The sequence below is a fragment of the Thauera sp. DNT-1 genome (genome assembly GCF_055393985.1).
On sequence record NZ_AP043752.1, the window covers coordinates 1,149,929 to 1,173,802 of the forward strand.

Annotated in this window: 32 protein-coding genes; 12 read left to right on the top strand and 20 right to left on the bottom strand. The window is 67.3% G+C overall.

Features of this window, described 5'->3' with window-relative positions:
• Window position 1: 1 nt before the first annotated feature.
• From ACZ5PP_RS05345 to ACZ5PP_RS05380, 8 genes are all read right to left on the bottom strand, one after another.
• A complete protein-coding gene (locus ACZ5PP_RS05345) occupies window positions 2–1,102 on the bottom strand; it encodes an efflux RND transporter periplasmic adaptor subunit (RefSeq protein WP_464826840.1) in 1,101 nt (366 codons plus the stop codon).
• 144 nt (window positions 1,103–1,246) lie between these two features.
• Window positions 1,247–1,456 carry a gas vesicle protein GvpG gene (locus ACZ5PP_RS05350; RefSeq protein WP_004304933.1) on the bottom strand — a complete coding sequence of 70 codons (210 nt, stop codon included), beginning with the start codon at window positions 1,454–1,456 and terminating at the stop codon, window positions 1,247–1,249.
• Window positions 1,457–1,459: 3 nt separating this feature from the next.
• Window positions 1,460–1,660, bottom strand: coding sequence for a hypothetical protein (locus ACZ5PP_RS05355; protein WP_012585632.1), 201 nt, complete (start codon window positions 1,658–1,660; stop codon window positions 1,460–1,462).
• Between the two features lie 195 nt (window positions 1,661–1,855).
• Window positions 1,856–2,353: a hypothetical protein gene (locus ACZ5PP_RS05360; RefSeq protein ID WP_004304937.1), complete on the bottom strand. Its 498-nt coding sequence runs from the start codon at window positions 2,351–2,353 to the stop codon at window positions 1,856–1,858.
• A complete protein-coding gene (locus tag ACZ5PP_RS05365) occupies window positions 2,350–2,751 on the bottom strand; it encodes a hypothetical protein (protein ID WP_004304939.1) in 402 nt (133 codons plus the stop codon). The genes ACZ5PP_RS05360 and ACZ5PP_RS05365 overlap by 4 nt, the downstream gene beginning before the upstream one ends.
• On the bottom strand, window positions 2,751–3,113 hold the full coding sequence (locus ACZ5PP_RS05370) for a hypothetical protein (RefSeq protein WP_012585633.1): 363 nt from the start codon (window positions 3,111–3,113) through the stop codon (window positions 2,751–2,753). The genes ACZ5PP_RS05365 and ACZ5PP_RS05370 overlap by 1 nt, the downstream gene beginning before the upstream one ends.
• 56 nt (window positions 3,114–3,169) lie before the next feature.
• Window positions 3,170–3,799, bottom strand: coding sequence for a DUF3313 family protein (locus ACZ5PP_RS05375; protein WP_273424018.1), 630 nt, complete (start codon window positions 3,797–3,799; stop codon window positions 3,170–3,172).
• A 22-nt stretch (window positions 3,800–3,821) separates the two neighbouring features.
• Window positions 3,822–4,046: an RNA-binding protein gene (locus ACZ5PP_RS05380; RefSeq protein WP_464826841.1), complete on the bottom strand. Its 225-nt coding sequence runs from the start codon at window positions 4,044–4,046 to the stop codon at window positions 3,822–3,824.
• A gap of 121 nt (window positions 4,047–4,167) precedes the next feature.
• Here ACZ5PP_RS05380 and ACZ5PP_RS05385 point away from each other — a divergent pair, with 121 nt between their 5' ends.
• Window positions 4,168–4,635: a hypothetical protein gene (locus tag ACZ5PP_RS05385; RefSeq protein WP_012585635.1), complete on the top strand. Its 468-nt coding sequence runs from the start codon at window positions 4,168–4,170 to the stop codon at window positions 4,633–4,635.
• A 66-nt stretch (window positions 4,636–4,701) separates the two neighbouring features.
• Here ACZ5PP_RS05385 and ACZ5PP_RS05390 read toward each other — a convergent pair whose 3' ends face one another.
• The 4 genes from ACZ5PP_RS05390 to dmeF form a co-directional block, all read right to left on the bottom strand.
• Complete coding sequence (locus ACZ5PP_RS05390) at window positions 4,702–5,139, bottom strand: hypothetical protein (protein ID WP_464826842.1); 438 nt, start codon at window positions 5,137–5,139, stop codon at window positions 4,702–4,704.
• Between the two features lie 158 nt (window positions 5,140–5,297).
• Window positions 5,298–6,620, bottom strand: a complete 1,323-nt coding sequence (locus ACZ5PP_RS05395; protein WP_004301215.1) for an IS1182 family transposase — start codon at window positions 6,618–6,620, stop codon at window positions 5,298–5,300.
• A gap of 413 nt (window positions 6,621–7,033) precedes the next feature.
• Complete coding sequence (locus ACZ5PP_RS05400; protein ID WP_464826843.1) at window positions 7,034–7,372, bottom strand: arsenic metallochaperone ArsD family protein; 339 nt, start codon at window positions 7,370–7,372, stop codon at window positions 7,034–7,036.
• An 84-nt stretch (window positions 7,373–7,456) separates the two neighbouring features.
• Entirely contained in the window at window positions 7,457–8,527 is a 1,071-nt protein-coding gene (dmeF, locus tag ACZ5PP_RS05405) for a CDF family Co(II)/Ni(II) efflux transporter DmeF (RefSeq protein WP_464826844.1), read from the bottom strand.
• A 222-nt stretch (window positions 8,528–8,749) separates the two neighbouring features.
• Between dmeF and ACZ5PP_RS05410 the strand changes: the two genes are divergently transcribed.
• The 5 genes from ACZ5PP_RS05410 to torD all read left to right on the top strand — a co-directional run bounded on the left by ACZ5PP_RS05410 (window position 8,750) and on the right by torD (window position 15,000).
• Window positions 8,750–10,075 (top strand): hypothetical protein, encoded by a 1,326-nt coding sequence (locus ACZ5PP_RS05410; protein WP_464826845.1) that lies wholly within the window; start codon window positions 8,750–8,752, stop codon window positions 10,073–10,075.
• 194 nt (window positions 10,076–10,269) lie between these two features.
• Window positions 10,270–10,455, top strand: coding sequence for a periplasmic nitrate reductase, NapE protein (locus tag ACZ5PP_RS05415; RefSeq protein ID WP_004304957.1), 186 nt, complete (start codon window positions 10,270–10,272; stop codon window positions 10,453–10,455).
• Between the two features lie 75 nt (window positions 10,456–10,530).
• Window positions 10,531–11,754 (top strand): pentaheme c-type cytochrome TorC, encoded by a 1,224-nt coding sequence (gene torC / locus ACZ5PP_RS05420; protein ID WP_004304959.1) that lies wholly within the window; start codon window positions 10,531–10,533, stop codon window positions 11,752–11,754.
• Between the two features lie 16 nt (window positions 11,755–11,770).
• Window positions 11,771–14,287: a trimethylamine-N-oxide reductase TorA gene (torA, locus tag ACZ5PP_RS05425; RefSeq protein ID WP_464826846.1), complete on the top strand. Its 2,517-nt coding sequence runs from the start codon at window positions 11,771–11,773 to the stop codon at window positions 14,285–14,287.
• Window positions 14,287–15,000, top strand: coding sequence for a molecular chaperone TorD (gene torD / locus ACZ5PP_RS05430; RefSeq protein ID WP_004304964.1), 714 nt, complete (start codon window positions 14,287–14,289; stop codon window positions 14,998–15,000). Before torA ends, torD begins: the two co-directional genes overlap by 1 nt.
• A 62-nt stretch (window positions 15,001–15,062) precedes the next feature.
• Here torD and ACZ5PP_RS05435 read toward each other — a convergent pair whose 3' ends face one another.
• Window positions 15,063–15,383 carry a helix-turn-helix domain-containing transcriptional regulator gene (locus ACZ5PP_RS05435; protein ID WP_004304966.1) on the bottom strand — a complete coding sequence of 107 codons (321 nt, stop codon included), beginning with the start codon at window positions 15,381–15,383 and terminating at the stop codon, window positions 15,063–15,065.
• Window positions 15,384–15,385: 2 nt separating this feature from the next.
• Complete coding sequence (locus ACZ5PP_RS05440) at window positions 15,386–15,724, bottom strand: type II toxin-antitoxin system RelE/ParE family toxin (RefSeq protein ID WP_043746187.1); 339 nt, start codon at window positions 15,722–15,724, stop codon at window positions 15,386–15,388.
• A 157-nt stretch (window positions 15,725–15,881) separates the two neighbouring features.
• On the opposite strand from ACZ5PP_RS05440, the gene ACZ5PP_RS05445 reads away from it, so the two are divergent.
• Entirely contained in the window at window positions 15,882–16,037 is a 156-nt protein-coding gene (locus ACZ5PP_RS05445; RefSeq protein WP_004304970.1) for a universal stress protein, read from the top strand.
• A 3-nt stretch (window positions 16,038–16,040) separates the two neighbouring features.
• On the opposite strand, the gene ACZ5PP_RS05450 is transcribed toward ACZ5PP_RS05445, so the two are convergent.
• The 4 genes from ACZ5PP_RS05450 to ACZ5PP_RS05465 form a co-directional block, all read right to left on the bottom strand.
• A complete protein-coding gene (locus tag ACZ5PP_RS05450; RefSeq protein WP_004304972.1) occupies window positions 16,041–16,238 on the bottom strand; it encodes a zf-HC2 domain-containing protein in 198 nt (65 codons plus the stop codon).
• Window positions 16,235–16,846 carry a sigma-70 family RNA polymerase sigma factor gene (locus ACZ5PP_RS05455; protein WP_004304974.1) on the bottom strand — a complete coding sequence of 204 codons (612 nt, stop codon included), beginning with the start codon at window positions 16,844–16,846 and terminating at the stop codon, window positions 16,235–16,237. The genes ACZ5PP_RS05450 and ACZ5PP_RS05455 overlap by 4 nt, the downstream gene beginning before the upstream one ends.
• Window positions 16,843–17,643: a DUF3047 domain-containing protein gene (locus ACZ5PP_RS05460; RefSeq protein WP_043746193.1), complete on the bottom strand. Its 801-nt coding sequence runs from the start codon at window positions 17,641–17,643 to the stop codon at window positions 16,843–16,845. The genes ACZ5PP_RS05455 and ACZ5PP_RS05460 overlap by 4 nt, the downstream gene beginning before the upstream one ends.
• Window positions 17,644–17,830: 187 nt before the next feature.
• Entirely contained in the window at window positions 17,831–18,118 is a 288-nt protein-coding gene (locus tag ACZ5PP_RS05465; RefSeq protein WP_012585644.1) for a BrnA antitoxin family protein, read from the bottom strand.
• Window positions 18,119–18,366: 248 nt separating this feature from the next.
• Here ACZ5PP_RS05465 and ACZ5PP_RS05470 point away from each other — a divergent pair, with 248 nt between their 5' ends.
• The 5 genes from ACZ5PP_RS05470 (at window position 18,367) to ACZ5PP_RS05490 (ending at window position 23,170) form a co-directional block, all read left to right on the top strand.
• A complete protein-coding gene (locus ACZ5PP_RS05470) occupies window positions 18,367–21,852 on the top strand; it encodes a class I SAM-dependent DNA methyltransferase (protein WP_464826847.1) in 3,486 nt (1,161 codons plus the stop codon).
• 4 nt (window positions 21,853–21,856) lie between these two features.
• A complete protein-coding gene (locus ACZ5PP_RS05475) occupies window positions 21,857–22,321 on the top strand; it encodes a putative toxin-antitoxin system toxin component, PIN family (protein WP_082047912.1) in 465 nt (154 codons plus the stop codon).
• Entirely contained in the window at window positions 22,318–22,539 is a 222-nt protein-coding gene (locus ACZ5PP_RS05480; protein ID WP_012585648.1) for a ribbon-helix-helix protein, CopG family, read from the top strand. The genes ACZ5PP_RS05475 and ACZ5PP_RS05480 overlap by 4 nt, the downstream gene beginning before the upstream one ends.
• A 46-nt stretch (window positions 22,540–22,585) precedes the next feature.
• A complete protein-coding gene (locus tag ACZ5PP_RS05485) occupies window positions 22,586–22,741 on the top strand; it encodes a hypothetical protein (RefSeq protein WP_156147855.1) in 156 nt (51 codons plus the stop codon).
• 114 nt (window positions 22,742–22,855) lie between these two features.
• Window positions 22,856–23,170, top strand: a complete 315-nt coding sequence (locus tag ACZ5PP_RS05490) for a BrnA antitoxin family protein (protein WP_276659430.1) — start codon at window positions 22,856–22,858, stop codon at window positions 23,168–23,170.
• 46 nt (window positions 23,171–23,216) lie between these two features.
• Here the strand turns inward: ACZ5PP_RS05490 and ACZ5PP_RS05495 are convergent, their stop codons facing one another.
• Both ACZ5PP_RS05495 and ACZ5PP_RS05500 read right to left on the bottom strand, forming a co-directional pair.
• A complete protein-coding gene (locus ACZ5PP_RS05495; RefSeq protein ID WP_012585651.1) occupies window positions 23,217–23,537 on the bottom strand; it encodes a type II toxin-antitoxin system RelE family toxin in 321 nt (106 codons plus the stop codon).
• Window positions 23,524–23,775, bottom strand: coding sequence for a type II toxin-antitoxin system prevent-host-death family antitoxin (locus ACZ5PP_RS05500; RefSeq protein WP_012585652.1), 252 nt, complete (start codon window positions 23,773–23,775; stop codon window positions 23,524–23,526). The genes ACZ5PP_RS05495 and ACZ5PP_RS05500 overlap by 14 nt, the downstream gene beginning before the upstream one ends.
• Window positions 23,776–23,874: the final 99 nt, after the last annotated feature.

A 23,874-nucleotide genomic window follows, 5' to 3' on the forward strand; every position in this document is an offset into this window, starting at 1 on the left:
CTCAGCGCGCTTCGAGCGCGCGCACCCGCATGCCCTCGCGCAGCGCGCCGACGCCCGCAGCGACGACGCGCTCGCCGGGCGCGAGTCCGGACTCCACGACGATGTCGGCGCCGACGATGGCGCCGGTACGCACCGGGCGGCGCGCGACCCGCCCGTCGTCGCCGACGACCCACACGCCCGGCCGGCCGTGCGCGTCGGCGGCCACGGCGGCGAGCGGGACGGTGATGGCGGCGTCCGCCGCGGGCGCCCCGCCGGCGTCCGCCGCCGGTTCCAGGCTCACCGCCATCCCCGGCAGCAGGTTGACGCCGGCAGGCACCGAGCGCACCGCGAGCACCACCGCATAGGTCTGCGTCAGCGCGTCGGCCTCGGCGGCGAAGGACTGCAGCTCGAGCCTCAGCACCTGCCCCGGCGCGGCGCGGTCGCCCTCCACGCTGCGCTCGCCCTCGAGAAACGCGACCGCAGCTTGCTGCGGCCGCATGCGGCGCACCAGACGCTCGGGCACATTCACCACGACCTCGAGCGCACGCAGGTCCTGCAGCTCGGCGATCGGCTGCTTGGCCTGCACATTGGTGAAGGGCTCGATGCGGCGGCGGGTGATCACGCCCTCGAAAGGCGCCTTGATCGCAGTGTCGGCGAGATCGCGCTCGGCGGCGGCGAGGCTGGTGCGCGCGGCTTCGAGGCGGGCGCGGCGGTCGTCGACCTCGGCGCGGGCGACCGCCTGCTCGCTTTCCCACAGGCGCTGATAGCGCGCGAGATCGTTCTGCGCACGCTCGAACTCCGCACGCGCGGCGTCCAGACGCGAGCGGTAGATGCGGTCGTCAAGGCGCGCGACCACCTCCCCAGCCTTCACCCGCCGCCCCTCCTCCAGGCTGAAGGAGTCGACGAAGCCGGGCACGTCGAACGACAACTCGGCGCGCCTGGCTGCACGCACCCGCCCCGGCAGGCGCAAGGCCTCGTCCGCCGTGCGCCGTCCGACGGTGAGAATCGGCGCCGGACGCGTCGCCTCCACCGCCGCAACGGGCGCGGGCCGCTCGCTGCAGGCGGCCAACGACAGGCAAAGAAGCGCGGTAGTCAGCGCGAAAACTGATTTTTGAATGCGCATGAATTTCTTCTGGTCGGATGCGGGCGGTCGGGGCGCGGGTCGCGTGCGCACTGCCGGCGCGGCGCAGCCACCAGACGTGCTCATCGCGCAAGGCCCGTTTACACGACGCGTGCATGCGGGGCACGCACGACGCGGGACCGATCGTCAGTTGGGTCGGTCAAGTATCCGCTTGCGCAGCAGATCGTAGTCGCCGCGATCGATCGCACCCTCGTCGAGCGCGCGCTGCAGGTCGGCCAGCTCCTGCCCCTTCGAGATCGTCGTGGTGCCCTGCACCTTCACATAGGTGTCCCCGCCGCAGCTCGCCAACAGCAGGCAACCGAGGACGGCCAGCAAGGGATAAGCTTTCGTGCGCATGATTCACTCCACGCTGTCGATCAGGCGTTCGCGCTGGCGCTCGTACTCGCGGTCCGAGAGGGCGCCCGCCTCGCGCGCACGCTTGAGGTCGATGAGCTGCTGGCCGATGGAGACGTCCACCGTAGGCCGTACGACTTCGTGGCCACCGCAACCCGTCAGCGACAAGCCGATCAGCCCGGCGAAGAGGGCAAGCCTGGTATTCATTGAAAGGATCCCATGAGCGTGGCGACAGGCACGACCGAAACCGGCCATGCGGGACGGGCGAAACCGATTTGCGCAGCTTAATCCGGCCCGCATGCCCCATGTCCGCGTTCGTCCCAAAATGGGCCAGGCCGACGCAACAGGCGCCCGCCTGCAGGCACTCGGCTGCGAACATCGCTTCGGCTGGCCGGCCACTGCCTACTTCGCCAGGGGGATCTGCTGGAGCACACGACTGCCGATCGACGCATCCATCGCCAGTTCAAGCTGATACAGCCGCAGCGTCTGGATGGGCGTGATCACCTCACCCGCCTTCCGGATCATGTGGTGGCGGGCGTCCACCCGGGCCTGCTCCAGCGCGAGCGAGCGTGCCAGCGAGGTGCGCGCCGTGGGGTCGTCGATCCAGCCCGCGTCGAGCTGCCTGGCGTACTCGGCAAGCGTGTCGATCTGACGGTCACGCAAGGCGACGATCTCGGCCAGGTAGGCGCGATAGATCGGCCAGAAGCGCTTCGCACCCTGCTCGTCGAGCTTCATGCTGGCGCTGACCTCGATCACGCGGCGCAGGTCCACATCCTGGAACTGCTCGCGGATCAGACCGAGGGTCGCGTCCTCCTCGGGCGTTCCGGCATGCGCACCCAAGGCCAGCCCGGCGCAAAGGACGACGCCGGCAAGGTAACGGGTTGCGGATCGGATCGTCATCGTGCGTCCCCATCCTGGTGACTGTTCATGATGATGCTCGTGGCGACCGCGCCGACTGCGACCCCGATCAACACGCGGCTGAGATCGTCATCGTCGCGACGGTCGTAGCGCTCGTAACGGTCGCGGTAATAGCGGTCCTCGTAACGGTCCCGGATCCGCTCGCGCCGATGCTGCGCGACCGCGCCGGCGACATAGGCCCGTTTCATCTGCCGATGCCGGATCGCATCCTTGGCCGCCAGCGAACGCTCCACCCGCCGCTCGCGTGCGCGTGGCGATTGCGCCTCGGCCGGTTGCGGCCACAGGCCCGCGAGCAGGACCAGGGCGAGGCCCAGCGCGGCGAGTTGCCGGCGCGCGTCGCCGCGCTTGCCGTGACGAAAGTTGAAGGCCGGTTCGCTCATCAGCGGATCTCCTTCACCGCATCGAGGAACAGACGCGCCTCGTCGTTCCTGCACACCGCGTAGATCTCGCCCACCAGCGCGGTGATGCCGTCCTGGTTCAGCGGCCGGCGTGCGAAGTCGATGCCGTCGCGGCCGCTCAGGTAGCCGTGGGCCCACATCAGGAAGACGTAGGCACGATCCTGGGCGGCGGCCAGCGCCTGTTCGTCCTTCTCGAGCGCTGGGTCGGCCGCTACGAACAGATCGATGATGCCACTGCAGCGGGCACGCTCCATCTCGTCGCCCTGTGCGGGTTCGGCCCCCGCGTTCGGCGCGGAAAGACCCAGGCACAGCGCCAGGCTGCAGACAAACGGACGAATTTTCATGTCAGGTTTCCTTCGAGGGAGACGGCAATCAGGACGGCGCATGCGCGGCCGAGGGCTCAGGGCCGATCGAGGTCCGTCGCCAGGCGCTCGGCGGCGTTCTCCAGCACCTTCTCGGCAGCCGACCAGCGCCCGAACGCCGAGGCGGCGTCGATGCCCGGCCGGCTGCGGGTGGCGACGAAGGCGACGCTGGGCGTGCTGGCCAGCCCCTCGTAGAGCTCGCCGCCGACGGTGACCGAGCCGATGAAGAGCCCCTTCGGGCTCACCATGTTGATGAGGGCGAAGGGCGGCACCATCATCACCATCTGGGCACCGCTCGTCGGCTCGAGCCCGATGATGCGGAAGCGCACGCTCAGCACGTCCGGCGCGGGCGCGGTGACGAGTTGCCGGGTTCGCGACAGTTTCTCCTTCAGCACCCGCTCGGCGAACGCCGCCACCGCACGCGCCTCGGCGTCGCCGACATCGTGACGCGCCCCCTCTTCACCGATCTGCACGCCCACCGGGGCGACGAAGACCTTCGTGTAGCGGCTCAGCTCGATGCCCGGCTTGACGAACACGAGGGTGTTGGGCTCGTCGGCCTTGACGTCGAGCCGGGGGTAATCCTCCGGTGCGCGCAGCGCCGGAGTGGTGGAACAGGCGCTCAGGCCCAGCATGAGCGCACACGGCAGGGCAAGGCGTAGCATCTTCATCTATCGGATCCGATCGGGAGCATCACGCTCGCGTGCAGGAAGCGGCCGTAAAATAGATGCCGTCGATGCGGCGCGCGACCGCAACCGCGGCGCCGTGCGGCAGGTCGAGGTCGACGATGAACCATGGGCGCTGCGGATCGCCCTCGCGGACCGGTCGGACGCCACGCACCGGGCCGAAACGGCTCATGCGCTTGGCGAGGTTGGCGAGATCCGTTTCCGGACTCAGGCCCGACAGGATCAGCTTCAAGTGCGGCCTCCGGCAGCTGGAACTGGATTGGGTCGAAAAGGCGTTGCAGGATAAATCGGGCGCAGGGAAAATCGTCGGCAAACGGCCCATTTCGGGCCGCCGCTCGTCTGGAGACACCGAGATGGACGACTTCGACCGGCGCTTCGAGAAGACCTTCGCGATGGTGGCCTTTGCGAGTAACCGCCACCTGGTCGATCACATGCGACGCATCATCAACTTGCTCGAGGTCGACGCGGAGAGCGCCATGTTGTGGGGCCTGGTCGCGCACCTCAGCGTCGCGCATGCCATGCATCCCGGCGCGCAGCCGGCGGACCTGCTCGCGCCCGACGGCTTCCTGCTCGGCGAGGCACGCCCGGTTCGCCTCGCCGATCTGGTGCAGGTGTCAGGGCTGCCGAAGGAGACCGTGCGGCGCAAGCTGGAAAAGCTGCGCGAGCGCGGCAAGCTCGGACGCACCGAGGACGGGCGCTGGGTGGTGCTGCGGAGCGGCGTCGACGAGACCACCTACGAGTTCACCCGCGAGTCGGTCAAGCGCCTGCTGCAGACCGCGCGCGTGATCGAGGGCATCCTGCAGCACGCGCGCCTGGACTGAACCGGCGCCGACTGCCGGCGGCAGGGGCGGACAGGGTGGCTCGGTCCGGGGGAACGGGGAATCCGTTCAGGTTGCGGCGACGGTCTCGGAGGCAGGGCCGCGAGGCGTTCCCGATGCGCTTGCGCGAGTAATCGTCGCGGCCGGTCGCTCCACGCCCACCTTCGCCTGGCCGAGGCGCAGGGAGAGGCGGCGCCAGTGGCGTTCGGGCAGATGGGCGTACAGCCACAGCTCGGCGGGTCGCCACATCGCCACCCAGGCGAAGATGTTCAGGCTCTCGCGCACCCCGTTCATCAGCTTCCCCGCGTCCTCGGGGATCGCCTGTGCGCAGGCGAGCAGCAGCACCACGCAAAGCAGACCGACCGCGGTCGACACCCGCGCGAAGCGGAAGATGTCGCGGATCTGCAGCGCGTGACGCTGCGCAGCGCGCGCGAAATGCGTGTGCACCCGCGCCGCGATCGCATCGGCGCACGCCGTGTCGGCGTCGGGCACCACGAACCGGATCACTAGGAGTCTGCGCGGCAGAACTCCAGAGCGTGTTTTCTAGCAGAATGATTGGCGAACCGCGAGGTGCTGCACGAGACTGAGGCCGTGGTCAAGTTGCTTTGCGACGGCGCGGCGCGCATGCCGGACGGCAACGGGGACAGGTTTGCCCCCTTTTCCCGTCATGCCGTCCTCAATGTGCTCATCCTGCGCAGGTTCAGCGCCATACAGACGAGCTTCCACTCCGCTTTGACGCGCTCCAGGCCCCGCAGGCTGAACTGCCGGAATCCCAACACGTTCTTGATCCAGCCGTTGGGCGGTTCGGCGATCCATTTCCGTTTTCGGTAGGCGCTCTTGCCCGCCTCGCTCTCGAGCTTGTCGGCCATCTGCGCGGTGTGCGGATTGCGTTCGCGATCGAAGCCGAGTCGGCGCTTACCTTCCCGGCCCAGCGCCACCACCAGTTCGGTCCCGCACCCGTCGAGTTCCCGGAACGTTTGCTCCGAGCGGTAGCCGGTGTCGGCCAGCGCCTGGCGCGGTCGGTGTTCGACGTTGTCGCGCACGGCCTGCAGTACCCCCGCCAGTTGCCCGGCGTCGCTGGCGTTGTTGGTCAGCTCGGCCGCCACGATGATGTGGGCGGTCTCGTCGACCGCCGTCTGGGCGTTGTAGCTCGGATCGAAACCGCCGCCGGCGCGCTTCATGATGCGGCTGTCCGGATCGGTGAAGTTCTCCTGCGCCTTGTCCTCGGGCACTCCAAAGTCGCGCTTGTAGCGCCCGCCCTTCGGTTTGCCGTCACCGCCGCGCGGGCGACGCTCGTCATCGTCGCTGCGCCCGCGCGCCTGATCGGCCTCGCGCTGGCGCTGCTCGAGCCGCGCCCGGGCTTCAGCAATCGCCGTCAGCCGCGCCTCGCGCCGCGCGATCTCGGCCGGCACATCCCACTCGGGCTCGTTCCGCTCGGCGTCGTCGGCGGCCTTGGCCCGATTGAGCAGCGCCTCGATCTGCCGTTTCAACTCGGCCTCCGCCTTCACCATATGGCCGTAACTCATCGCCTTGTGGCGGCTGGCGTTTGCCTTGACCTTGGTGCCGTCGATGGCCACCGTCCCGAGCTTGACCAGCCCCATCTCGCGGGCCAGTCGCACCACCTGCACGAACAACTCGCTCAGCTCCTTCAAATGGACCGCGCGAAAGTCGCTCAGCGTGCGGTGGGCCGGGAAGTTGTCTGCCGCCAGGACCCGGAACGCCACATCCTCGTGCAGCTTGCGCGCGATCTTGCGCGAACTGAACACGCCCGTGGCGTACGCATACAGCAGCACCTTGACCATCATGGCCGGATGAAACGGCTGGTTGCGCGGTCCGCCACCGGCATACCGGGCGTGGAACGCGCTCAGATCCAACCCGTCGACCGCGTCGCTGATGAAGTACGCCAAGTGGCCTTCGGGTAGCCACTCCTGCAGCGCCTGGGGCAGCAGCATCTGCTGCTGCGGGCAATAGGGCAGATAGCTCGTCATCTCGACAGTCTACCGGCCCCGAAACGCCCGCGAGGACTTAACTCACCGACGCTTGGCTTCTGCCGCGCAGACTCCTAGCGCCGCACGCTCGTCGGCCGAACGTGCCTGGGTGAGAAGTTCCTCCGCGATGTCCGCCGGCAACGTCCCCCCAAGTGCACCGGCATCCGGAGGGCCCAAGGACCGGATGCTGTCCAGGGAGACACGCAGCTCATGGCAAGCCTTGACCATCGAAGCCCCCTCCCGCACGCGCCCAAGTGCTCACAGCCGGCATGATCGCGCGCGTAGCCGGCGCCCGGGACCGCCTTGCCCCATTTCGGGCAACCGTGCCACCCCACCCGCCGCATTCGCGCCTTCCGGCGCTGCCGCTTGAATCGACCGCGCGCGGGCGGTCGAATGAAGGGCCCGTCCCAAGCTCAGCCGCAATGGCCGCCCGAGCAGCACCCCCCCGCCGGAATCGGCTGCGCCAGCCCGGCCCAGCGCGCGAGCTCGCTGCGCGTGGGATGGCGGCCGGCCACGGCCAGCTCGCCGTCGACCAGGGCCAGCGGCAGGGCGTCATATCCGGAGCGCTCGACGAAGTCCTCGACAACCGTATTCCGCGCGAACTCGTCCGGCTGCTCGGCAAAGCCGAAGCGCTCGATGTGTGCGCCCTGCCCGATCGCCCACGCCACGTCGGCGGCGAAATCGGCCATCGACTCGTCCGCGACCGCGCCGCGACCACCCTGCGAAAGCTCGAAAATCTGGATGTTTCTCATTTCTTGTCTCCTGTACCCGCCAGCCCGGCGAAGTCGATGGAAAGATCGATCGATTCGGTCACCCACGGCGCCGAAGCACCCAATTTAATCGCGCCCCGGCATCGGTGCCAAGCGGGCGGGCGCACCGTCGCCGCCGCACGGAGCGGCCTCGACAAGGGCTCCCCGGGAACCGCCATGGTGATGGATCTCGATCGTGGAGTGCACGATCTCCTCGTGCTCCGCCAGGCGGGCGCGTACGGCGTCGGGGGTGAGCGCGGCATCGGATGTCACCACCGCGACGGCGCACGAGTAGGCCGCCTTGCCGACGCGCCAGACGTGCAGGTCGGTGATCCGGGTTTCGCCCGCCTCCGGTGCGGATTCGACCGCTTCACGGATCTCGGCGACGACCGGGTGATCCATCTCGCGATCGAGCAGCACCCGGCCCGTCTCGACCAGCAGGCCCTTGGCCCAGACGGCGACCAGCACCGCGCCGACGATGCCCATCACCGGATCCAGCCAGGACCAGCCGTAGATCCAACCGCCAACGAGCGCGACGATGGCCAGCACCGAGGTCGCCGCGTCGGCGATGACGTGGAGGTAGGCCGACTTGAGGTTGAGGTCGTGATGGGGGTGATCGTGGGCATGACCGGGATGCTCGTGACCGTGGCCGTGCGAGTGGCCGTGACCGTGGCCGTGGTGGTGATGGTCGTGACCGTGATGGTGCGCCCTGCCCAGGATCAGCGCGCACACGAGGTTGACCGCCAGCCCCAGGATGGCGACCGCGATCGCCTCGCGGTACTGGATGGCTTGCGGCGACACGATGCGCTCGATCGAGCCGACGACCATCATCGCCGCCACGCCGAGCAGGAAGATGGCGCTGGCGAAGCCGCCCAGGATCTCGATCTTCCACGTGCCGAAGGCGAAGCGCCGGTCCTGCGCGTAGCGCCGCGCGGCGGCATAGGCCAGCGCGGAAACACCGATCGCGAAGGCGTGCGAGCTCATGTGCCAGCCATCGGCCAGCAGCGCCATCGAGTTGAACCACCAGCCGGCGGTGATCTCGATCACCATCGCCGCGGCGGTGATCCACATCACCACCCGCGTGCTGCGCTCGGCGAGCGCGTTGCCGGTATCGAAGACGTGGTCGTGGGTCCACGCGGACAGGTTCTCGGTTTGCATGGCGGGGCTCGCTTCAGATAGGTGCGCAGGACGCCGATCAGTTCGTCGGCGCCTTTGGTGCGCTCGGCATCATCGGTCATCGCCGGATCGGCGATGCGGGTGCGGACGTGCTCCTCGACGACCTCGGCCGATAGGGGGTACGGTATCCGAAGCCGGGGACCGGGGCCACCCGGGTCGTGTTCCAATGGGCATGCAACAGCCCGGACGGGCTTGCAGAAAGGGATGAACATGGAAGCGAGCGATTTCAGCTTCACCCCGTACGCCGGCGCGCGCGACATGGCCGAGGCGATCAACCGGGGCTGCGACTGCCGCAGCCTCGATCCCGAGCGCCTGCGCCGGCAGCTCGAGGCGGAGCCCAGCCTGCTCGGGCTCGCCGCCGAGATCGGCCGCAGCCGGCCGCAGCTCTTCTCCGCGACCGCCGTGTTCATCGCGCCCGCAACCCTGGCGGCCATGGCGGACCTCATCGGCGCGGTCGAATCGGTCCTGACGCTGCCGGCCTGTCAGGCGATCGCGCTCGATCGCGCACCGCCGATCGCCCGCATCGCGCTCGGACCGAAATCGGTGTTCATGGGTTTCGACTTTCACCTGGGCGAAGCCGGCCCGCAGCTCATCGAGATCAACACCAACGCCGGCGGAGCCCTGCTCAACGGGGCACTGGCACGCGCGCAAAAAGCCTGCTGCGAGCAGATCCAGCCCTTCCTGCGCCCGACCGCAGCGCTCGGGACGCTCGACCAGCGCTGGCTGGACGACTTCCTCGCCGACTGGTCGCTGCAGGGGCGAAGCGGCAAGCCCGCCCGCGTCGCCATCGTCGACGAACATCCCACGGGCCAATACCTGTATCCCGAGTTCCTGCTCTTTCGCCAGCTCTTCCGCGGCGCCGGCATCGATGCCGTGATCTGCGACCCGGCCGAGCTGTCGTTCGAGTCGGGCCGCCTGCTGCATGGCGGCGCGCCGATCGACCTGGTTTACAACCGCCTCACCGATTTCTACCTGCAGGCTCCGGCGCTGGCGCCCCTGCGCGCAGCCTACGAGACCGGCGCGGTCGTGCTGACCCCCCACCCGCGTGCGCACGCGCTCTACGCGGACAAGCGCAACCTCACCGTCCTGAGCGATGCCGCACGGCTTGCCGAACTCGGCGTGCCACAACCCCTTGTCGACCGCCTGCTCGCAGGGGTCCCGCGCACGGTCGAAGTCACCCCGGAACGCGCAGGAGCGTTGTGGGCAGCACGGCGCGGCCTGTTCTTCAAACCCTTCGCCGGTTTCGGCAGTCGTGCGACCTATCGGGGAGACAAGCTCACGCAGCGCGTCTGGCAGGAGATTCTCGCCGGCGGCTACGTCGCGCAAGACCTCGCCCTTCCCTCCGCACGGCGCGTCGCGGTTGATGGCCAAAGCAGCGATCTCAAGCTCGATGTCCGCGCGTATGCGTATGCCGGCGCGATCCGCCTGGTCGCTGCGCGGCTGTACAAGGGACAGACGACCAACTTCCGCACGCCGGGCGGCGGCTTTGCGCCGGTATTCGTGGCCACCGCCGGGCGGCTTTCCGGGTGAAAAGAGGCTTGTGTTAATGCCATTAACACCAGCGCTCCTTTCCATTCACAAATTTCCCCTCGGCGTTAACACCCGATATCTATGATCAGGGTGTGGCTTTAGTACCGGACCATCCCCAGCCCGAGCCGATCCCGCGCCACGCGCGCGTCGCCTCCGGCCTCGTCCGGAGAACGCATCAACGCGGAGATCGAGACGTGAACAATCAAGCAAGCGGGCATTCCGCCCCATCGGGTACCCAGGCGCCCCAGCGCCCGGGCGAGTGGCGCAGGTTCCTGCTGCTCGCCTTCGTCGGCCTGCCCATCACCATGGTGCTGGCGATCGCGGCCTACGGATTCGTGGTCTGGTTCCTGCAGATCCTGTTCTTCGGCCCCCCGTCCTGATCCCTCCACGCTGCAACACAGGCCTCGCGGCAGGGCCGCAGGCCCGGGAACCGGACAACAAGCAGGAGCATTGAAATGAAGAATCTACTCAGGTCCTTGCGGGACCTCTTCCTCAAGCCATCGGTTCGGATCGGCCTCGGCGTGCTGGTCACCGGCGGCTTCATCGCCGGCGTGCTGGCCTGGCAAGGCTTCAACACCGCCATGGAAGCCACCAACAAGGAAGAGTTCTGCCTGAGCTGCCACACCATGCACGACAACCTGCTGCCCGAGCTGCAGAAGACGGTGCACTGGAACAACCGCAGCGGCGTGCGCGCGCGCTGCCCGGACTGCCACGTGCCGCACGACTTCACCGACAAGGTGGCGCGCAAGATGCAGGCCAGCCGCGAGGTGCTCGGCCAGCTCCTCGGCACCATCGACACCCGCGAGAAGTTCAAGGAGCACCGCATCGTGCTGGCGCAGCGCGAGTGGAAGCGCTTCGCGGCCAACGGCTCGAAGGAATGCCGTGCCTGCCACGACTACAAGGACATGAACTTCGACAAGATGCGTCCGGCATCGCAGGTGGCGATGCGCAAGGCCGCCGAGCGCAACCAGAGCTGCGTCGACTGCCACAAGGGCGTCGCCCACCAGTTGCCCGAGATGAAGGGCGCGCGCAACCCGGCCTTCGACACCCTGGTGTCCTCCGCCTCCGGACAGAGCGTGGCTACGGGCAAGGACTACTTCCTGGTGGTGCCGCAGGAACTCTTCGCCGACGAAGGTCTGAGCAAGCGCATCGGCTCGGTCGAGGTCGCCACCCAGGTCAAGGTGCTCGAGACCAAGGGCGACGCGCAGCGCGTCGAGTTCGCGCTGTGGCGCAAGAACAAGGGCTATGGTCGCGTCTGGTACAGCCACTTCGGCCTCAACATCACCAGCGCCACCTTCGACAAGGACGTCGCGCAGGACACGAGCTTCGTGAAGGTGCTCGACACCCGGGAAGACCCGATGACCGGTCTCGAATGGCAGCAGGTCACCGCCACCGCGTGGATGCGCAAGGGCAGCGTGCTCGACAGCGTCGAACCGGTGTGGTCGATCGCCCGCGCCAGCTACAGCAGCAGCTGCAGCGTGTGCCACCGCCAGCCCGACGAAGCGCACTTCGACGCCAACACCTGGCCGGGCCTGTTCGGCGGCATGGTCGGCTTCACCAGCATGGACGACGACACCGCCCGCGTGGTGCTCAAGTACCTCCAGACCCATTCGTCCGATTTCAGCAAGTCGCATGGCGCCGGTTCGCCCGATGCCGCCCTGCAGACCGCGCGTCCCTGATCAGGAGTTGAACACCATGAACTACTCTCGGCGAGGTTTCCTCAAGGCCATGGCGGCGATGTCGGGCAGCGCGCTGGTCGCGCCCGGTCTGCTCACCGCCGCCCCGGCCCTCGCGGCCGGCGAGGCGGCCGCGGTCGGCGACGACATCACCACCTGGAAGATCTCCGGCTCGCACTTCGGCGCCATCCGCGCCAAGGTAGTCGGCGACCGCGTGGTCGATATCCGCCCCTTCGAGCACGACAAGCATCCGACGGAGATGGTCAAGGGCCTGCTCGGCCTGATCTACAGCCCGTCCCGCGTGCGCTACCCGATGGTGCGCCTGGACTGGTACCGCAAGCGCCACCTCAGCGACACCAGCCAGCGCGGCGACAACCGCTTCGTGCGCGTGAGCTGGGACGAGGCGCTCGACCTGTTCTACGAAGAACTCGAGCGCATCCAGAAAAACTACGGCCCGTGGGCGCTGCACACCGGCGGCGTGGGCTGGCGCTCGGTCGGCCAGGTGCATAGCTGCGGCAACCACATGGTGCGCGGCGTCGGCATGCACGGCCGCAGCGTCGGTACCATCGGCGACTACTCGACCGGCGCCGGGCAGATGATCCTGCCCTACGTGCTCGGCTCGACCGAGGTGTACTCGCAAGGTACCTCGTGGGACGTGATCCTCAAGGAGAGCAAGCTCGTCGTGTTCTGGGCCAACGACCCGGTCAAGAACCTCCAGGTGGGCTGGAACACCGAGACCCACGAGTCCTACGCCTACTTCGAGCAGCTCAAGGCCAAGGTTGCCGACAAGTCGATCCAGGTGATCTGCATCGACCCGGTCAAGAGCAAGACGCTGAACTACCTCGGCGCTGCCGAGCACCAGTACATCAACCCGATGACCGACGTGGCGCTGATGCTCGCCATCGCGCACACGCTGGTGAAGGAAAACCTGCACGACCAGAAGTTCCTCGACACCTACACCCTCGGCTTCGACCAGTTCCTGCCCTACCTCCAAGGCAAGACCGAGGACAAGGTCGAGAAGACGCCCGAGTGGGCGGAGAAGATTTGCGGCGTGCCTTCTGATCGCATCCGCGAGCTCGCCCGCCTGATGGCCAGGCACCGCACCCAGCTCATCTTCGGCTGGGCGGTGCAGCGCCAGCAGCACGGCGAGCAGCCCTACTGGATGGGCGCGGTGCTCGCCGCCATGCTCGGCCAGATCGGCCTGCCCGGCGGCGGCATCAGCTACGCGCACCACTACAGCTCGGTGGGCGTGTCCTCGTCGGGCGCCGCCATGCCCGGCGCCTTCCCGCTCAACCTCGACCCCGGCCGCAAGCCCAGGCACGACAACACCGACTACAAGGGCTACAGCGCGGTGGTGCCGATCGCTCGCGTCATCGACGCCCTGCTCGAGCCGGGCAAGGAGATCGACTTCAACGGCGGCAAGGTCAAGCTGCCGCCCTACAAGATGGCGATCTTCAGCGGCTGCAACCAGTGGCATCGCCAGCCCCAGCGCAACCGCATGAAGGAAGCCTGGCAGAAGCTCGAGACCGTGGTCGCCATCGACTACAACTGGACCGCCACCTGCCGCTTCGCCGACATCGTGCTGCCGGCGTGCACGCCCTTCGAGCGCAACGACCTCGACGGCTACGGCTCGTACAGCAACCGCGGCATCCTCGCGATGCAAAAGCTCATCGACCCGCTCTTCCACTCGCGCCCCGACTTCGAGATCTTCCGCGGCCTCACCCGGCGCTTCAACCGCGACGCCGAATACACCCGCGGCATGGACGAGATGCAGTGGATCGAGAAGATCTACGAGGACTGCCGCAAGGAGAACGGCCTCAAGGACATCGCCATGCCGCCGTTCGCCGAGTTCTGGCAGAAGGGTTACGTGCTGTTCCCCGAGGGCAAGCCCTGGGTGCGCCACGCCGACTTCCGCGACGACGCCGAGGTCAACGCGCTCGGCACGCCGTCGGGCTTCATCGAGATCTTCAGCCGCAAGATCGAGCGCTACGGCTACGCCGACTGCAAGGGCCACCCGGTGTGGATGGAGAAGACCGAGCGCTCGCACGGCGGCCCCGGCTCCGACCGCTTCCCGCTGTGGCTGCAGTCGGTGCACCCGGACAAGCGCCTGCACTCGCAGCTGTGCGAATCCGAGCCGCTGCGCGAGACCTACGCCATCGCCGGCCGCGAGCCGGTGTTCATCGGCCCCGAGGACGCCGCCGCGCGCGGCATCGCCCACGGCGACCTGGTGCGCGTCTTCAACGACCGCGGCCAGTTGCTGGCCGGCGCGCACGTGTCGGACAACTTCCCGCGCGGCGTGGTGCGCATCCAGGAAGGCGCCTGGTACGGACCGACCGGTCCGGAGATCGGCGCGCTCGACACCTACGGCGACCCCAACACGCTGACGCTCGACATCGGCACCTCCAGCCTGGCGCAGGCCACCAGCGCCAACACCTGCCTGGTGCAGATCGAGAAGTTCGTCGGCACCCCGCCGCGGGTGACGTCCTTCGGCGGCCCGATCGAGGTCGATCCGGAAGGCCGGGAGGTGAAGGCGTGATGGACGCGCGATCGCAGGCAGGAACACCCCCGCCCCTCTCGCCCGCGGAATGGCGGTTCGCGAGCACGCAGCGCGCCGGGCTGTACGGCTGGTTCTCCCGGCTGTACGCGCAGGAGGTCACCGACGAGCTGTTCCGCAGCCACTTCGCGGACGGGGGCTTCGCCCCCTTCGCGGGGCTGGCCGAGTTGGGCCTCGCCGCCGAGGTGCAGCGCCTCGACGACGCCGTCGCCGCGCTGCGCGCGGAGCAACTGCCACGCCTGGAGCTGGCCGCGGACTTCGCCCAGCTCTTCCTGCTCGACGGCACGACCAGCGCCCTGCCCTACGCCTCGGCCTACGCGGGCAAGGACGCCGCCTCGCCGCTCTACGGCGCGGCGGAGGCGCGCATGCGCGAGTTCCTCACCGCGCGCAAGCTGGCGATCCAGGCCGACTTCCGCGAACCCGCCGACCACCTCGCCGTGGCGCTGGCGGTGATGGCGGAGGTGGCGGAGAAGGACTCGGGGGCCAGCGACCTCCCCACCGCAGCCGCGACCCAGGCGGATTTCCTGCGCACCGCGCTGCTGGACTGGCTGCCGCACTTCGTCGCCCGCTGCCAGCAGGCGCGGCCGCGCTTCGACGTCTACCCGGCGCTGGCGGCCCTGCTGCTCGGGTTCGTGCGTGCGGACATGGCGTTTCTGGGGGATGTGGGCGGGGGTGCGGGGGCAGCCGCAGACTGACGCGCGCGCCCTGCACCGTCACACCCGACGGTGCGAGCGCACGTCTCGGTGCGCGCCCGCACTCATGCCACGACGACGGTCGTCCGCACTTCGACCCCGAGCGCCCGCTTGATGGCGGCAAAGATCGCCGAGATGTTGCTCATCGTCGGATTGCCCGACGCCGACAGCATCCGGTGCAGGCTTTTCGCGGGCTTGTGGATCTCCTCGGCGAGGGACTCGAAGCCAAGGGTCGCGTTCACAAGGTCTCGCAAAACCAGCTTTGCGGTGTCGGGCTCACCGTTGATGAACAGGGTGATCGCCTCGTCGAGCAGCGCCTGCGCGAACGCGGGGTCGCGCTGCACCCGTGCAGCGACGGTCTGCTTGAAGTCGCGGGTCAGTGCCATGGTCAGGCTCCTTTATTCATCCGGGCCTTGCGGCGCTTGTAGTCCTCCCACAAGGCCACCGCTTCGTCGATATCGCGCTGCTGGCGCTTCTTGCTCCCGCCACCGAGCAGCACGACGATCTCGAGCCCATCCTTCTCCAGGTAGATGCGGTATCCAGGGCCCCAATCGATCTTGTACTCACCGATGCCCCGAAACCACTCGACGTTCGAGAGGTTGCCCAGCTCCATTCTTGCCGCTGCTACCGTAACCTTCGCGGCCGCGATGGGGTCGAGCGTTGAAAACCAGTCGGCGTAGGGACTGCTGCCATCAGGTAAAACAAGCTCTCTGAGATGGTAGGGCATTGCTTGCCAATGGTAACAGATAAGTTACTTTTAAGGAGAGCGACTTCAGCGAGCGTTCTCGAAGATTTTGCACAGCAGGGTCGGGCTGCCAACAGAATTGCTTAATGCATATTTCGATCGCATTTTACCTGTGGCAGAGGCCGGCGGGAAAACGCTGTTGGCGGGCCTATTCCCGCTCGCGCTGCTGATCCGCGTGATCCAAATGCTGCTGATGGGCGCCTACGCCCACTCGCCGCTGCGCGCGGTGCTCGTCGGCAGCAAGACCACCGACCTGCTGCGCGCAGCGACGATCCCGACGTTGCTGCTGCGCTGATGCTCAGCGCTCGCCACCCTCGCAGCCCTCGCGCAGGCGCCTGGCGGCGAGGCGCAGCACGTCGAGATGCAGCCCGTAGTTCGAGCAGCCCCTGCACATCGCCGTGTGCACCTTCAGCGCCAGGCGCTCGCGCAGGCTCAGCGTGCGCTCGTAGCGTTCGGACATGAGCCGGGTCGCGTCCTTGCAGTTCATCATCTTCATCGGGACTCTCCCTGGAACCAGCGGTTCTCCAGACACTCCCGCAGCCCGAGCCGCGCACGGTGCAGGATCACGAAGCAGTTGTTGGGGGTGATGCCCAGCTCCGCGCAAATCTCGGCGGTCTCGAGCTCCAGCAGCTCGCGCATCGTGTAGACGCGGGCGATGTGCTCGGGAAGCTTGTTCATGCAGAGGTCGAACACTTGCCAGAACGCGTCCTGCTCGAAGGCGGCTTCCGGATCGGACCAGGTCGCGGGGCGATCGTCGGGGTTCCAGTGCCCCCCTTGCTTGAACAGCACGTCGAACTCTTCCAGCCCGGCGTCCAGATCCGAGGACCCGACGAGATCCGAGCTGCAGATCTCACGCGAGGACGCGCGGATGTGGTCGACGATCTTGTTGCGCAGGATCGCGAACATCCAGGTCTTGAAGGCAGACCGCCCGGCAAAGCTCTTTGCGCTCCGCATCGCCGCCATCAGCGCCTCCTGAACCATGTCCTCCGCCGCCCCGCTGTCGCGCAGCTGCATGCGGGCAAAGCGCAGCATGTCGCGCCGGATGGCGCTGATCGACGCGTCGTCCCACGGCGGGGCCGCAGCCTGTGCGCCTGCCTTGCTCATCGCTCGCTCCTGTCGGGTGCAACCCGATCATCGCGCTTCGTCGCTAGATGGGGCGCCGCACAGGTCTCGTCCCGCGAAACGAAGCGGAACTCCGCAAACCCTGCGCGCGCCCGCTCGCCGGTGTTGTCCGTATCGGACGCCAGGGCAATCCCGCCGAGCTGCGCCGGCAGATCACCGAAGGCGCGCTTGAAGTCTTCCGCCACATCGCGCCGCTCGACGACCCAGGCCCCGGCATCCCCCGCGCCCGAGCGCAGCACGATCATGCGCGTGCGGTCGGTGTAGGCGTTGGGCATCAGGGTGCCGACCGGCTGGCGGTTGTCCCACACGTAGTTGAGCGCCGCGTCCGGCACCTGGTCGCCGTAGATCGAGCGCGCCAGCGCCAGCTTGGCCCGGGTGGCCAAGCCGAGCGCCTCGGGCGCCACCTTGAAGCTCACATACACCCGCGCCGCGTAGTCGTCGCCAGCCTTGGTCCTCATGTCCGCGGTGACGAGCGGCGCATCGACGCGCCACAGCCAGCACAGGTGCGGCGTGGCCTCGAGGTCGACCTCGAGCGGGCGGCCGAGCAGGGCCATGCTGCGCTCGGCGACCGCCTCGATCGCGACCACGCCATTCCAGGTCTTGAGTGTGTACCGCGTGGGCGCGACGCGCGCGTCGAGCTGCTGCACGCGCCAGGGCTCGGGCAGGCCCGAGGCGCCGGCGGGGAAGCGCCCGACCCAGACCGTGGCAGCCTGCGCCACGGTTGCGGAGCACATCAGTGACAGGGCGAGTGCCCAGCGCATGCAGGTATCTGCAGGCATCTGTGTTGTCTCCATCTCAGGCTGCTTGTCCTAAGCGCGTGGCTTGCAGGCTCCGGATGGTGGTCGGATCAGCACGGCACGCCTTCCCGGGAGGAAGAGAGCACGACACCCAACCTGCGCACCACGCCCCACGAACGCTTACAAGAATTGTGTGCGTGCCATACGCATCACCTACCGCGCAAACGTCTCAAGCCGGCGAGTGCGTCTTCAACCAGTCCTTGAGCGCGGCATCCATCCGCGTCTGCCAGCCATCCCCCGTCGCGCGGAACTGCTCCACCACGTCGCGCGACAAGCGGATCGTGATGCGTTCCTTGGTTACAGCGGCCGGCGGCCTGCCGCAGCGGATCGTCGGTTTGGCCGCCTCCCACTCCGCATCCGTATAGGGGATGGCATCCGGATCCGACAACGCAGCGGCCGTGATGGCAGCAACTTCCTCGGCGCTCGGATGCAGGGTTCCCGTCCTAAGCTTCGGCATAGCGTTTGACCTCTCGTTGGTTTGCCTTGCGAAGGCTGATCACCCGCCGGCTATCGGCACGATCCACGAAGACGACGGAATCTGTCCGACATTTTTGTACATGCACGTCCAATTCACCACACCCCGACCTCACTGCGACCACTTCCCCGCCCTTGCCTTCGCCGCGCGTGCAGTGCAAACCCACAAGTCCTGACACCACCCCGCCCGCTACAATCCCCCGCACCCCAACCCGTCTGCATGACCACCCCGTGACCTCGTCATCCACCTTGCCCCAGCCCGCCGACAGCGCCAGCCCCGCCGCCCTCGACGCCTTCATCGCGCGCTGGCAGCGCGCCGGTGGCAGCGAGCGCGCCAACTACCAGCTCTTCCTCGCCGAGCTGTGCGAACTGCTCGCGCTGCCGCGCCCCGACCCTGCCGGCGAGGACACCCGCGACAACGCCTACGTGTTCGAGCGCCGGGTGCTGATGCGCCAGCCCGACGGCAGCGCCAGCAACGGCTTCATCGACCTCTACCGCCGCGGCGCCTTCGTGCTCGAGGCCAAGCAGTCGGGCAGGACGCTCGACAGCTCGGGCTGGGACAAGGCCATGCTGCGCGCCCACAACCAGGCCGACCAGTACGCCCGCGCGCTCCCCGCCGACGAGGGCCGGCCGCCCTTCATCCTGGTGGTCGACGTCGGCCGCAACATCGAGCTCTACGCCGAGTTCAGCCGCTCGGGCGCCACCTACACGCCCTACCCCGACCCCCGCAGCCACCGCATCCGCCTCGACGACCTGCACCGCGAAGACATCCGTCAGCGCCTGCGCGAGGTCTGGCTCGACCCGCTCGCGCTCGACCCCGCCCGCCGCTCGGCGCGCGTCACGCGCGAGATCGCCGACCGCCTGGCCTCGCTCGCGCGCTCGCTCGAAGCCGCCGGCCACGCCCCGCAGCAGGTCGCCGGCTTCCTGATGCGCGCGCTGTTCACCATGTTCGCCGAGGACGTCGGCCTGCTGCCGCCGCGCGCCTTCACCGAGCTGCTCGAAAGCCTCGCGGGCCAGCCGCACACCTTCGCGCCCATGCTCGAACACCTGTGGCAGAACATGAACACCGGCGGCTTCTCGCCGATCCTGCGCAACAAGGTGCTGCGCTTCAACGGCGGCCTGTTCTCCGAGGCCAGCGCCATCCCGCTCGACCGCGACCAGCTCGAGCTGCTGCTGAAGGCATCGAAGGCCGACTGGCGCTACGTCGAACCCGCCATCTTCGGCACCCTGCTCGAGCGCGCGCTCGACCCGCGCGAACGCCACAAGCTCGGCGCCCACTACACCCCGCGCGCCTACGTCGAACGTCTGGTGCTGCCCACCGTCATCGAACCGCTGCGCGCGGAATGGCGCGAGGTGCAGGCGGCCGCGCTCACCTACGAGCAGCAGGGCAAGCACAGGGAGGCGGTCGCCGAGATCCGCACTTTCCACCGCCACCTGTGCACCGTGCGCGTGCTCGACCCCGCCTGCGGCAGCGGAAATTTTCTGTATGTGACGCTGGAACACCTCAAGCGCCTCGAAGGCGAAGTGCTCAACCTGCTGCACGACCTCGGCGAATCCCAGGGCCTGCTCGAACTCGAAGGCGTCACCGTCGACCCGCAGCAGTTCCTCGGCCTGGAGATCAACCCGCGCGCCGCCCGCATCGCCGAGATGGTGCTGTGGATCGGCTACCTGCAATGGCACTTCCGCACCCACGGCTCGGTGAACCCGCCCGAGCCGGTGCTGCGCGACTTCCGCAACATCCAGCACCGCGACGCGCTGATCGAGTACGAGCGCGAGGAACCCGTCACCGACGAGGCGGGACGCCCGGTCACGCGCTGGGACGGCGTGAGCTACAGGAAGAGCCCGATCACCGGCGAGGACATCCCGGACGAGGCGGCGCAGGTGGTGCAGATGCGCTACGTGAATCCGCGCAAGGCGGCGTGGCCGCAGGCGGATTACATCGTGGGAAATCCGCCGTTCATCGGGAACAAGCGGATGCGGGCAGTTCTCGGTAATGGTTATGTCACGGCCGTTCGAGAGACGTGGGTCGAGGTCCCTGAGTCTGCAGATTTCGTCATGTACTGGTGGCATATCGCTGCCGAGGCACTGCGCGGTGGAACCACTCGGCGCTTCGGCTTCATCACTACGAACTCCATCTCGCAGACGTTCAACCGTTCAGTGATACAGCGTGCATCGGATGAAGGGCTTTGTCTGCGATTCGCGATACCGGACCACCCTTGGGTCGACAGCTCCGATGGAGCTCAGGTGCGGGTGGCAATGAGCGTCGCTGACGCTTCGCGCGAGCTGGGCAGGCTTTGGCTGACACAAAGTGAGCGGGCCTCAGACGAAGATGCGGTCGAAGTGCGCTTCGACGTCGTTGAGGGCGTGATCTTTGCCGACCTGACTGTTGGTGTTAATACTTCCGAACTCGCTTCCTTGAACGCGAACATTGGTCTGGCATGCCCCGGTGTCCAGCTTTCCGGACAAGGCTTTCTTGTTGAGGCCAACGGACTGGAAGCATTCCAGCAATCGACGATTGCTGCGCTGATCAAGCGTTACATAACCGGTCGCGACTTGGCCCAAACGATGCGGGTTCAGTACGTGATCGACACCTTTGGGCTCACGCAGGATGATTTGAGACAGACGTATCCAGATGCGTTTCAGTGGCTTCACGACCGGGTCAAACCCGAGCGGGACAAGAACCCGCGGGAGAAATATCGGCGCGACTGGTGGATTCATGCCGAACCGAGGGGAAGGTTCCGAGCGGCTCTCGCAGGGCTTGAGCGAATCACGGTTAGTTCCCGTACTTCGAGGCACCGGGTCTTCCAGTTCATTGGGTCCTCGTTCTTGCCGGAGACGAAGGTTCTTGTTTTCGGATTCGATGACGCGCTTCAGCTTGGCGTGTTGTCGTCCAGGTTGCACGTTTGCTTTGCTAATCGGGTTGGCGGGTGGCTGGGTGTAGGCAACGACTCGACCTATAACCACTCGGACTGCCTTGAGAAATTCCCCTTCCCCGACTCCACCCCCACCCAAGCCGCCCGCATCCGCGACCTCGCCGAGCAGCTCGACGCCCACCGCAAACGCCAGCAAGCCCAGCACCCCGAGCTGACCCTCACCGGCATGTACAACGTGCTCGAAAAGCTGCGCGCCGGCGACACGCTGACGCCCAAGGAACGCACGATCCACGAGCAGGGCCTGGTGTCGGTGCTGCGCGAGCTGCACGACGCGCTCGACAGCGCAGTGTTCGAGGCCTACGGCTGGTGCGACCTCGCCGCGCAACTCGTCGGCAAGCCCGGCGCCACCACGCCGTTGCCCGACAAGCCCGAAGCCCAGGCCGCCGCCGAGGAAGAACTGCTGCGCCGCCTGGTCGAACTCAACGCCGTGCGCGCCGCCGAAGAAGCCCGCGGCCACATCCGCTGGCTGCGCCCCGACTACCAGAACCCCGGCGCCACTTCCGCCACTGCCGTCCCAAGCCAGGTCGAAGCCGACTTCGGCCCCGCCGACGAGGCCGAATCCGCTGCAGCCCCCGCCGCCGCCGGCAAGGCGACCTGGCCCAAGAACATGCGCGAACAGGTCGCCGCCGTGCGCAGCGCGCTCGCGCATCAGCCGCTCCCCGCCGAGGCCATCGCCGCCCGCTTCAAGCGCACCCCCCGCGCCGGCGTGCAGGCCGTGCTCGAAGCGCTGGAAGAGCTGGGCATGGTGGCGCACGAGGGCGGCACGTATCGCTTGCAGGGGTGAGTCAATGAGCCGTCTTGTCCGGGAATCTGACAGCACCTATGCTGTCAATATCGTGCCAGTCGTCATCGATACGAATGTCTTCGTCGCAGCTTTGCGATCCGCGGGAGGTGCATCGCGACAGGTGCTGCGCCGGGCCTTGGAAGGCAATTTTCAGCCATTGTTCGGAAACGCACTCTGGCTGGAATACAACGACCTCCTTGGTCGGCCGGTGTGGGGCGATGCAACAACCTTGACCGAACGACAGCGGGTTCTGGCTGCACTTGCACGGCGCGGTCGATGGGTTTCGGTCTATTTCGGGTGGCGCCCGAACCTGCCCGACGACGGCGACAATCATCTTTTCGAACTTGCACTTGCCGGGAATGCAGCTGCGATCATCACCCACAACGTTCGGGATGTCGGGCGGGGTGAACTAAAGCTGGGCGCGCTGCGCGTGATGACGCCGGCTGAAGCATTGAAGGAGTGGCCATGAGTACGTTGACGATTCGTTTGCCTGATGACACCGCCGCGAGGCTCAAGGCGCTGGCGCGTAGCCGCGGGCAGAGCATGAACAAGCTGATCGAAGAACTCGGCGCGCAGGCGCTGGCCGCATGGGATACGGAGAATCACTTTCGCGCCGTTGCGGCGACGGGTGACGTCCGCGCGGCGCTCGCGGTTCTGGATCGGCTCGATGCTGCGGATCGCAATTAAGGAATAACGGGGACGTACCCCGGTTACGCGCGAACAGGTCGCCGCCGTGCGCAGCACGCTCGCCCACCAGCCGCTCCCCGCCGAGGCCATCGCCACCCGCTTCAAGCGCACGCCCCGCGCCGGCGTGCAGGCGGTGCTCAAAGCGCTGGAAGAGCTCGGCACGGTGTTGCCTGAGGACGGTGCGTATCGGCTGCAGGGCTAAGGTCGCTTGTCGGCGCCTTTATGGCGGTGTTGACGGTGGTGCATACCGGGCGCAGTGGTGCGACGCGCGTGATCAGCTTTCGCCGGGCAAGTCGTGAACAACGCGAGGTATGCGATGAGTGGCTCGAAAACGAATGCGATGAAACGTAAGGCTGTGCTGGAGGCGGTACGGGCCATCCCGCCAGCGCAGGATTTTGTGTGGGACGGCTCGGATGAGGATGACCGTCCCGCCACTGCAGTCGAGCTGGCCGCAGGAATCGAGGCTGCGCGGTGCAAGCGCGGACGGCCTGTCGGATCAGGCACCAAGGAGCAGGTCGCGATCCGCATCGACCACGACATCCTCGAGGCCTTCCGCGCGGGCGGGCCGGGGTGGCAGACGCGAATGAACGACGCCCTGCGCGAGTGGGTCAAGAAACATCCGACGCCGTGAACGGAAAACGGGGACAGACCCCGATTATCCCTCCGGTTGGGCGGCGTCAACCGGACAACAGGCGATCCACTGCGGCGCGATATGCGGCCATGTCTTCGCGCTTCGCCACTGCAAGAACGAGAACGGTCAGCACACCTTCTTCGACCTGGTAAACGAGCCGGTAGCCTTGCTTGCGCAACTTGATCTTGTAGCAGTCACGCAGATCGCCATGAAGCTCAGCCCCTGGCACCCTGGGATGCTCCAGACGCTTCCTCAGCAGTTTCTTGAGCACTTCCTTGACGCTGCCGTCGAGAGCGTTCCATTCGTCGAGGGCGTCGGGCAGGAACTTCAGTCGATAGCGCGGCGGCGGCGATTCAGAGCTGCTCAAGATCGACCTCGATCGCCTCAGCTTTCTTGGCCAGTCGCTGCCGCGCAAGCTCGACCAGGTCGCGGTCTGCCAACTCCTCGATCAGCGCCTCGAACAGCTTCGGCGTCACCATGTAGAAGGCAGGACGATTGTGGTTGAGAACCGCCACGGGCTTTTCCCCGGCCGTACGCAGGACCTGTGCGGGGTTCTTCTTGAACTCGGACATGCTGACCGAGAAATCGGCATAGATCGCATCCACAGCCACCTCCTTTAAAGAGCTACAAATATAGCTCCGTTTATAGCTCAAATAAAGGCGAGAATCGAGAAAAACGGGGGCAGACCCCGATTATCCCTTTAG